The sequence below is a fragment of the Gorillibacterium sp. CAU 1737 genome, from assembly GCF_039888655.1.
Classification (GTDB): Bacteria; Bacillota; Bacilli; order Paenibacillales; family NBRC-103111; genus Gorillibacterium.
Window position 1 is genome coordinate 92,614 of record NZ_JBDQQO010000012.1, and the last position, 9,540, is coordinate 102,153.

The 9,540-nt window shown below is 54.6% G+C and carries 7 protein-coding genes, 8 tRNA genes and 1 rRNA gene; 1 reads left to right on the plus strand and 15 read right to left on the minus strand.

All coding sequences use genetic code 11. The annotated features are described in order from the left end of the window. Positions 1 to 96 precede the first annotated feature (96 nt). The 6 genes from lgt to AAFN83_RS20055 all read right to left on the minus strand — a co-directional run bounded on the left by lgt (position 97) and on the right by AAFN83_RS20055 (position 6,517). Positions 97 to 1,305 carry a prolipoprotein diacylglyceryl transferase gene (lgt, locus tag AAFN83_RS20030; RefSeq protein WP_347772677.1) on the minus strand — a complete coding sequence of 403 codons (1,209 nt, stop codon included), beginning with the start codon at positions 1,303 to 1,305 and terminating at the stop codon, positions 97 to 99. 51 nt (positions 1,306 to 1,356) lie between these two features. Beyond that, a complete protein-coding gene (hprK, locus tag AAFN83_RS20035) occupies positions 1,357 to 2,298 on the minus strand; it encodes an HPr(Ser) kinase/phosphatase (RefSeq protein ID WP_347772679.1) in 942 nt (313 codons plus the stop codon). Between the two features lie 171 nt (positions 2,299 to 2,469). Next, a complete protein-coding gene (locus AAFN83_RS20040; protein ID WP_347772681.1) occupies positions 2,470 to 3,594 on the minus strand; it encodes an ABC transporter ATP-binding protein in 1,125 nt (374 codons plus the stop codon). 102 nt (positions 3,595 to 3,696) lie between these two features. Then, positions 3,697 to 4,827: a PucR family transcriptional regulator gene (locus tag AAFN83_RS20045; protein WP_347772683.1), complete on the minus strand. Its 1,131-nt coding sequence runs from the start codon at positions 4,825 to 4,827 to the stop codon at positions 3,697 to 3,699. Positions 4,828 to 4,856: 29 nt separating this feature from the next. Then, positions 4,857 to 5,804: an MraY family glycosyltransferase gene (locus AAFN83_RS20050; protein WP_347772685.1), complete on the minus strand. Its 948-nt coding sequence runs from the start codon at positions 5,802 to 5,804 to the stop codon at positions 4,857 to 4,859. A 59-nt stretch (positions 5,805 to 5,863) separates the two neighbouring features. Beyond that, complete coding sequence (locus AAFN83_RS20055; protein ID WP_347772687.1) at positions 5,864 to 6,517, minus strand: TetR/AcrR family transcriptional regulator; 654 nt, start codon at positions 6,515 to 6,517, stop codon at positions 5,864 to 5,866. Positions 6,518 to 6,693: 176 nt separating this feature from the next. On the opposite strand from AAFN83_RS20055, the gene AAFN83_RS20060 reads away from it, so the two are divergent. After that, entirely contained in the window at positions 6,694 to 8,385 is a 1,692-nt protein-coding gene (locus AAFN83_RS20060; RefSeq protein WP_347772689.1) for an MFS transporter, read from the plus strand. An 81-nt stretch (positions 8,386 to 8,466) separates the two neighbouring features. Here the strand turns inward: AAFN83_RS20060 and AAFN83_RS20065 are convergent. The 9 genes from AAFN83_RS20065 to AAFN83_RS20105 all read right to left on the minus strand — a co-directional run. After that, positions 8,467 to 8,539, minus strand: a tRNA-Lys gene (locus tag AAFN83_RS20065). Between the two features lie 12 nt (positions 8,540 to 8,551). Next, positions 8,552 to 8,637, minus strand: a tRNA-Tyr gene (locus AAFN83_RS20070). 12 nt (positions 8,638 to 8,649) lie between these two features. After that, a tRNA-Phe gene (locus tag AAFN83_RS20075) sits at positions 8,650 to 8,722 on the minus strand. 70 nt (positions 8,723 to 8,792) lie between these two features. Then, positions 8,793 to 8,869 (minus strand) — tRNA-Asp (locus AAFN83_RS20080). A gap of 31 nt (positions 8,870 to 8,900) precedes the next feature. Beyond that, positions 8,901 to 8,976 (minus strand) — tRNA-Thr (locus AAFN83_RS20085). Between the two features lie 3 nt (positions 8,977 to 8,979). Continuing rightward, positions 8,980 to 9,055: transfer RNA gene (locus AAFN83_RS20090), tRNA-Val, on the minus strand. 61 nt (positions 9,056 to 9,116) lie between these two features. Further along, positions 9,117 to 9,193: transfer RNA gene (locus AAFN83_RS20095), tRNA-Met, on the minus strand. A gap of 37 nt (positions 9,194 to 9,230) precedes the next feature. Then, a tRNA-Ser gene (locus AAFN83_RS20100) sits at positions 9,231 to 9,319 on the minus strand. A 121-nt stretch (positions 9,320 to 9,440) separates the two neighbouring features. Then, positions 9,441 to 9,540: ribosomal RNA gene (locus tag AAFN83_RS20105) — 23S ribosomal RNA — on the minus strand; the annotation flags it as partial.

A 9,540-nucleotide genomic window follows, 5' to 3' on the forward strand; every position in this document is an offset into this window, starting at 1 on the left:
TCCATGAAGCCCTGATTACAAGAAGAAACGGCTGCGCCTGTATGGGGCGTTGACCGTTTCTTCATTTACTTGTGTATTCAGAATCATGGCTGTTACTTAGGATTCGTTATTCGAAGTGGAATCGGGTGTCGAATCTGGCGTCGAGTCCGGCGCAGAATCCGGTGCGGTGTCTACAGCCGGTTCCTCGGCAGCTCCTTGCTCTGCGTCCGGTGCCGCCCCTTCTGTCCACTCGCCTTCCTCCCGCTCTCCCGCTTCTTCGTTGTTCTCCTCCTCAGGGTCAACCGCCGTCTCCGGCGTTGTTGACTCAAGCGGATACACCACCGCGTCTACAACCGGAAGCGTGCCTGCAGCGACTGCAGGGCTTGCGCCCCCAGCGGGGCCTTCCGTTGCCGCTGCCACACGGGGCGAGACGATGGGATCGAGATACTTGGTCGAAGCCGCTCCCGTTTTTCGACGGTAGATGATGAGGATAATTCCACCGAGAATTAGGAGTACGGCGAGCAATTGCGACACGCGAATGTTCTTGCCGATCTCCGTTGCTCCTTGGTCAAACAGCAGCGTCATCGGCGACCAAAGACCGTCCAGCAAGCCCTCCAGCCATTTGGGGCCGGCGAACATCAGGCTGTCCGTGCGCAACGCTTCGATGAAGAAACGGCCGAGGGAATACCACATCAGGTAGCTGATCAGCAGTTCTCCCGAGCGCAGGAAAGGCCTTCTTCTCAGCCAAAGGAGGAACAGGAGCCCCAGAAGATTCCACAGTGATTCGTACAGGAAGGTGGGGTGATGATATTCCCCCATGATGAACATATGGTCTACGATGAACTTGGGAAGATGCAGCGTGCTTCGGAGGAAGCTCTCATCCACAGGGCTGCCATAGGCTTCCTGGTTGATGAAGTTGCCCCATCGGCCGATCAACTGCCCGATAAGCAGGCTCGGTGCGCAAATATCCGCGATGCGCCAGAAGGTGTAACCCTTCTTCTTTATGTAGAAATACGCCCCGATGAACGCACCGATCAACGCTCCGTAGATGGCGATTCCGCCCTCCCAGATTTTGAAGATATCGATCAGGTTGTTGCGGTACTCGCTCCAGGTGAAGGCGACGTAATAGAGCCGTGCGCCCACGATGGCGGATGGAACCCCAATGAGCAGGAGGTCCATGAAGAAATCAGGGATGATGCCGAATCGCTTCCCTTCCCGAATCGCCAGGAAGAGCCCGGCCAGCGCAGCCGAAGCCAAGATAATGCCGTACCAGGTCACCGACAGGCTCCCGATGGAAAACGCAATGCGATCCAACGCCAATGCCATGTTCTTGCTCCTCTCCGTTTCATGCTTACCTTGCTATCCGCGTACTGCGGATTACTCCAGGTTTTCCGATTCTTCGGCAATCGTCTCTGTCAGCTTGTTGGCAAACTGCAGCGCGGCATTGAAGCCCATGCGCTTCAGGCGGTAATTCATGGCCGCTACCTCAACGATGACCGCTAAGTTGCGTCCCGGGCGAACCGGAATCGTCATGAGCGGCAAGTCCGTGTCGATGATGCGGGTGGTCTCTTCATCCAGCCCGAGGCGGTCGTATTGCTTCTCTTGCTGCCAGGTTTCCAGCTTGACGACCAGGTTGATCTTCACGTCGCTGCGGATCGCGCCTGCCCCGAACAGCGTCATCACGTTGATGATGCCGACGCCGCGAATTTCTAGCAGGTGCTTGATCAGCTCCGGCGGGTTGCCGATCAGCACATTCTCTGCCGTCTGCCGGATTTCGACGGAATCGTCCGTCACAAGGCGGTGGCCGCGCTTAACCAGTTCCAGGGCCGTTTCGCTCTTGCCAATGCCGCTCGAACCGGTGATGAGCACGCCAATGCCATACACGTCGACGAGAACGCCGTGAATGGTCGTGGTCGGAGCCATCTTCGTTTCGAGGAAGTTGGTCATCTGGCTGGACAGCGTCGTCGTCGGAATGGTACTCCGTACGATCGGAAGCTTCTTGGCTGTCGCAATTTCAATCAGCTCGTCCGGTACGGGCAAGCCCCGGGTGACGAGAATGCAGGGCGTTTCCTCCGAATCGCATAGCTTGGCCAGCCGTTCCTTGCGCTGATCCTCGCTTAAGGTCATCAGGAACGTCAGCTCGGTCTTTCCGAGAATCTGAATCCGCTCTGAGGGATGATAATTAAAGTAACCGGCAATTTCCAAGCCCGGACGATAGAGGTCCGATACCGTGATCTGACGCTGCAGATCATCTTCGCCGCAGACGACTTCAAGCTTGAACCGTTTGACCAGTTCGGCGATCTTCACTTTTTTGGCCATGTCACGCTGCTCCTTCTCTCTCCATTAGCTACATCGTATCGAAATTAAGTAGTGAAATCAACAAAACCTGTGCCTCTCTCCCCTAGAACTTGTGAGAGCCGGCTCCTTCCCTTCATTCGTCAAAAAAGGGTCAGCCGTTTGGCTGACCCTTTGCGCTTACCCTACTACTGATTAGCGTTCAACCAGGATCGATTCCGTCGTTTCTTTGTCGAAGAAATGGACTTTGTTCATGTCGATCGCGAGGCGAACATTGTTGCCTTCCTTGGCTGCCGTGCGGGCATCGACGCGGGCGATAACCGATCCGGTGCCGATTCCGTTCAGGTAGAGGTACATTTCATGACCCAGGTTTTCCGATACTTCCACGTGAGCGTTCACGATCGAGTTCGGGGAACCTTCCAGGAAGATCGGCTCGTCGTGAAGCTCTTCCGGACGAACACCGAGGACTACTTCCTTGTTTACAAAGCCTTTGGAGCGGAGGGTTTGAGCGCGGCCTGCCGGTACTTCCAGGTTGGCTCCTTCGGTTTTGAAGCGAAGCGCTCCGTTTTCGTCAACCAGCTTGCCGGTCAGGAAGTTCATCGAAGGGGATCCGATGAAGCCTGCAACGAACATGTTTACCGGGTGGTTGTAGATTTCTTCCGGCGTAGCCGCTTGTTGAATGATGCCTTTATCCATAACGACGATTCGCTGACCCATGGTCAAGGCTTCCGTCTGGTCATGCGTTACGTAGATGAAGGTCGTTCCGAGACGCTTGTGCAGCTTGGTGATTTCTGCGCGCATTTGTACGCGGAGTTTGGCGTCCAAGTTGGAGAGCGGTTCGTCCATCAGGAACACTTGCGGTTCGCGGACGATAGCGCGGCCCAGAGCAACCCGTTGACGTTGACCACCGGACAGAGCCTTCGGTTTACGATCGAGAAGATGTTCGATATCGAGAGTCTTGGCAGCGGAACGAACGCGAGCGTCAATGTCGGCTTTCTTGAACTTGCGCAGCTTCAGACCGAATGCCATGTTTTGGTATACGTTCATGTGCGGGTACAGAGCGTACGATTGGAATACCATCGCGATGTCGCGATCCTTCGGAGCAACGTCGTTCACGAGACGGTCGCCGATGTACAGCTCGCCTTCGGAGATCTCTTCCAGGCCTGCGATCATACGAAGCGTGGTGGACTTGCCGCAACCCGAAGCCCCTACCAGAACGAGGAATTCTTTATCTTTAATGTCCAAATGGAAATCTTTAACCGTAGCTTCTGGGTTACCGGGATACTTCTTAACAATGTGGTTTAAGCGAACGCCAGCCATGCGATATTCCTCCCGAAAAATAAATTGATCATGCCTAACTGATACATGAATATCTTACCCCACTGGAAATGAAAACGCTATGCACAATCCCTACAAAAAAACCTACTGCCTTTTCGTGACTTTATCCAATAGCACAGCTGTGCGTACCAATACCGCATCATTAAAGCTCCGCACATCGAGCCCGGTCTCCTGCTTAAACTTATCCAGCCGGTAGAGAAGGGTATTGCGGTGGATGTAGAGCTTCTTCGCCGTCTCGCTGACGTTGCATTCCAGAGCAAAGAAGCTCTCCAGCGTCGTCAGAAGCTCGCCCTCCAGGGCATCTCGGCTCTTCAGCACTCGGCTGACAAAGTGAAGCCTCTCCTCCTCGGGAACTCCAGTGAGCAGCTTCTCCAGCTGCAGCTTCCATGGAAAATGAATGTTGCTTCCTGGATGAAAAGCTTTGCCGAGCTGAATGGCTTCCTTCAAGTGGAGCACAGCAGGCAGCAGCGCCTTGGCACTCGTAAGCGGGTAATCGATGCTCACGTGGCACTCCCCCAGCCATTCGCTCGACAGCATGTCATACAGTCCATCCGCGAAATCGCCGAGCCCATCCTCAATCCGTTCCTCCGTCCCCTCTTCGCCGCTCATATCGGAAAGAAGGGCGCCGGGGGCGAGCAGCAGCCACTCCTTGTCCGATAGAGGAATGAGCTGGACCTCCGTGTCAAAAAAGGACTCCAGCAGCCGCTTCAGCTCCCGATTGGGCAACTGTTTTCTGACCGCCGAGAATTCCCCTGTAATGACAAGCGGTATACAGGTTTTCAGCTTCCCGACCCGTGAGGCGAAGGGCTCCGGAAGCTCGGCGGACAGCTGACCATTCTCCAGGTGCTGGACGATCCAGTCCCGCAAGAAGCCAATGCTCTGCTCCTCCTCATCCCGGGCTTCTCCCTCTTGCTCGAAAGCGGAGGAATCTACACTCCGATACGCCTCAATGGCGAGCTCAATGAGTGCATCCTCCCGGTCCGTGATCCCGTCCAATGCCACAGCCAGCATGAGCCGTTCTTCCGCCTGCTCTTCCAGAAGATAAGTCCGCAGGTGGCTTCTCCCTTCCCTTTCCTCGTTCTCCCCTAAGGGCTCCACCCGGAGTTCAACCGATGCTCCGAGCTTACTCTCCAGTTGCTCCGCCAGCCTCTCCCAGTTCATCTCCGTATGCTCCGATCCGCTGTTTTTCTCCATGATACCCCATTTTTCCGGCAAAATAAAACCCCCGCGACAGGTCGCAGAGGTTACAGGGATGGATAAAGGAGCAGCAAAATAACCGCAAGAAGCGTAAATGCCAGCTCCACTAAATACAAGAAGGCGACCGTTTGCGTCTGACTCAGCCCCCACCGCATGAGCAAATGATGCGTGTGAAGGTTGTCTGCCCGGTGAAGCCCCTTCCCCTTCAAGAGCCGCCGCAGGAACACCTGAGCGGTGTCGAAGATTGGAACCCCCAGCGCCAATACCGGAACCGCCAGCGAGATGACCGTTGCACTCTTAAAGGAGCCATTCACCGCCAACACCGCGATCGTATAGCCAAGAAATACGGCCCCGGAATCCCCCATGAAGATGCGTGCCGGGTAAAAGTTGTAAGCCAAAAATCCGAGGCTTACCCCGAAGAGGATGGCGGCAAGCACCGCGGACTCCGGCTGCCTCTGCCACAGCGCAGCCAAAAACAGCGCAGCCGAGGCGATGGACACAATGCCGGAGGCGAGCCCGTCTACTCCATCGATGAAATTGATCATATTCGGAATCGCGAACATCCAGAGGATGGTCCCGATCCAAATCACCGCCTGCGGGAACGCGATCTGCCCCTCCCACCCTCGTACGCTGCTGATCCCGATTCCATACAAGAGAGGGATACCGGCTGCCGCCAAGTAAAGGATGAGCCTTGGCCAGACAGGGAAGTCCTTCCCCTTCGCCTTGCAGGAGTCATCCAAAAGACCGGTTAAGGCCATCAGCGTTCCCCCGGTAAGGATCGTTTTCGTTTGAGCCGTCCACCCGGCGTACAGCAGAACCGACACGATAACCCCGAGGTAGATCGCAGTTCCGCCGAGCAGGGGAATCGGCTGGCCGTGAATCTTCCTTCCTCCTGGCCGATCCACAAAGCCGGTTCGAAGCGCGAGAGCTCGAATGGGGGGGATGAGCAAGAGCACGACCAGCAGGGCGGTAAATAGGGGAATTGCGTAGGTCATGGCCGGATTCCCTCCGCTTTATCCAAAGTGCTTTGTTAGGCTTCCCTGGACCTGGCTCCTTATCCCTTGCTGACTTTCTCTTCGTGCTCGGATTCGTCCGGACTCATGAGGTAGCTCTCTACCATGGCGCTGAGAGCCTTTTTGATGCGTTCCTCCGAGACAGGTACTTTTGAGAAGACGAGCATATCCACCACCTGGCTGATCGCTTCAAAAACGACAAAGGCAGCCGCTTCCGGATCGCTCAAGGTAAGCTCGTCCCCCCAATGGTACATGTGCCGAACCGTCATCTCCCGGCTGCGTTCGTACTGCTCATCCATCAAGTGGCGTACAACGGGATCGGAGTAGTACAAGACCTTCATTTCATTGTGGAAGCTCTTAAACACTTGATGAGCGTTAATCAAGCTTTCGATCAGCTTGGGCAGCACCGTTCTCTTATCTTCTACCTTGATATCAATATCGCCCAGTTCCCGCTCCATCCGGTCGACAAATTCGCGATTGTATAAAAGCACGGCATCCAGGAAGATCGCCCGCTTGTCCGCATAATAGGAATATACGCTGCCCGTAGATACACCAGCAGCTGCTGCAATCTCTTTCGTGTTGGTGGCGTGATAGCCTTTTTCCGAGAAAATCTGGATAGCCGCGTGAAGAATCGCTGTCTTTGTCTTCATGCTTCGTTCTTGCCGCGGGGTACGAACTCGATCCTTTGGTTCCATATCTTTTCGTCTCCCTTCTCTTCGCATTCTAAAAGACATCGGTTCGCACTGCAAGCACTCATCGATGGACATGCCCGGAGAAAAAGCTGCATTTTTTGATTGACAAAAATGAAATAAAGTTCATATTATCGTATATGAAACATAGTTCATATTTTGAGCAGAAAGAAGGCCTCTCCATGAAATGGACCAAACGCTCCACCCTCTCGTTTTGCGCAATCGTACTTGGCTTTTTTATGGCTCTGTTGGACACGACGATCGTGAACATCGCTCTACCTGAAATGATGCGCAGCTATTCCGCCTCCGTCAGCGAGATCTCCTGGGTCATGAACGGCTACAACCTCGCCTTTGCCGTCTTCATTCTGACCGCCGCACGGCTTGCCGACCAATTCGGTCGAAAAAAGCTTTTCCTCATCGGACTCTCCATCTTTACCCTCTCCTCATTAGCAGCTGGGCTTGCGCCTTCGAGTGAAGCTTTAGTAGTTTGCCGTATTATACAGGGATTGGCCGGAGCGATCATTGTGCCGGTTACGGTTCCGCTGACTACCTCGACATTCCCTAAGGAAATGCACGGGATCGTCATCGGGATCTGGGGGGCCGTATCCGGCTTGGCTGCGGCTAGCGGCCCCGCATTGGGCGGAATTCTTATCGATGTACTGAGCTGGCCCTGGATCTTCTTCGTCAATGTTCCTCTGGGCATCCTAAGCATCGTCCTCACCCTCCGCTATATCCAAGAATCTCATGACCCCTCCACAGACAAAAGAATCGACTGGGTAGGCACGCTAACCATTTCGACGGCCATGTTTTGCCTCACGTACGCCTTGATCAAGGCTCCTGATTACGGTTGGGGGTCCCCTGCCATCCTGCTTCTCTTTGGCGGCAGCTTCCTCGCCCTCCTCGGCTTCATCCTTGCTGAAGCCAAAGGCAAGCATCCCATGCTCCCCCTTGCCCTGATCAAGATCGGCGTCTTCCGCCGGGCTGCCGCTACCCTTATCGTCGCAGGCGGCGCCATCATGAGCGTGGCCTTCCTGATGTCCTTCTTCCTCACCCGAATTGTCGGGATGAGCGAACTTCATGCCGGGCTTACGATTTCGGTCATGGCCCTCGCTTCCATGGCCACTTCGGTCTTCTCCGGACCGTTGTCCGCCAAATACGGCAGCCGCTGGTTTGCAGTCGTCGGAATGCTGCTCATGATCCTCTCCATTTATACCTTTCGCGACCTCACGACTCACTCCACTACCTTTGCCATTGTGTGGCGGCTTGCTCTGTCGGGGCTTGGACTCGGGCTCTGCCTGTCTCCCGTTATCGCGGCTTCTGTACGCAATGTTCCTGAAGAGAAAGTTGGTATTGCCTCTGGTGTCGTCAATATGGCCCGTTCCATCGGAAACGTGCTTGGAGTAGCCCTCCTGGTTACCATGCTGAACAACACCCTGGCGAGTGAAATGAAGCTGGCTCTAGAAAACAGCCTGACATCCGTTCAAGCATCGCCTACCTTAGCTCCAGCATGGAAGCAGGTGGTCACCGACCAACTGGGACAGGCTGCAACGAACTCGGGCTCTTCCACCACGTCCGAAGGGTTTGATCCCTCTACCCTCAGTGCCCAGTTGGACCAACAAAAGGCGGAGATCGCCAAGACCCTTCCTGACGAGTCGCGCAAGGTTTTCTTGAGCACCTATGACGAACAGAAGGAAACCGTCCTTCAACTCGTCCGACAAGCCTATGACCGGTTTCAAGGAGCCGGGGAGTCCGCCTTCCATCAAACGTTTGGCTTCTCCTGCCTGCTCTTGCTTATCGGGATTCCTCTTGCCATGGGAAGCGATGTGAGCTATCGAAAGCTCCGGCTATCCTCTGTCTCGAAGGAGAAAGCCTAATCCTACCTTCTCTACGATAGCCGGAAACGCAAAAAAGGACGTTCACTCGGATTGCTCCGAACGAACGTCCTTTTCTATGAGTGAGCCATGTAGGACTCGAACCTACGACACCCTGATTAAAAGTCAGGTGCTCTACCAACTGAGCTAATGGCTCTTAGAATACAAGTGGTGGAGGCTGATGGATTCGAACCACCGAACTCGTCAGAGAACAGATTTACAGTCTGCTGCGTTTGGCCACTTCGCTAAGCCTCCAAAACAAAAAAGTGGCTCGGGACGGAATCGAACCGCCGACACGAGGATTTTCAGTCCTCTGCTCTACCGACTGAGCTACCGAGCCACAGGGACAAACGGGCAAAAAAAATTTTGCGTCATAGGCGCAAATACGGGTCAAGCCATTGGGTTAAAAATGGCGGAGCCGACGGGATTCGAACCCGCGGTCTCCTGCGTGACAGGCAGGCATGTTAGGCCTCTACACCACGGCTCCGCATCATCAGAAGAAAACTATGTTGTACAAATGGTGCCGACGAAGGGACTCGAACCCCCGACCTGCGGTTTACGATACCGCTGCTCTACCAACTGAGCTACGTCGGCTTATGGTGGAGGCTGAGGGGATCGAACCCCCGACCCTCTGCTTGTAAGGCAGATGCTCTCCCAGCTGAGCTAAGCCTCCATAATCGACACGAACATTTAAGATCTTACCACATTCGAAACTGTTTGACAAGAAGTTTTTTTGGTAGCGGCGAAGGGACTTGAACCCCCGACCTTTCGGGTATGAACCGAACGCTCTAGCCAGCTGAGCTACACCGCCACGTAACAACCATCAAACTTGGCTAAGGTGAAGGGAATGGCGGAGAGAGAGGGATTCGAACCCTCGCGGCTGTTACACCCTAACGCTTTAGCAAAGCGCCCCCTTCGGCCTCTTGGGTACCTCTCCAAACCCCGTAAACAGGGACAAGCCCCGCTTTCGTGCAGCAGCAATTCTCTCAAGGAAGGTTATTCCCTGAAAACCGGATGCGAAGCAACTCGCGAGTAAACATTCTTACCGATGTGTTGTGTTGGATAAGCCCTCGACCGATTAGTATCCGTCAGCTGCATGCGTTGCCGCACTTCCACCTCGGACCTATCAACCTGGTCGTCTTCCAGGGGTCTTACTAA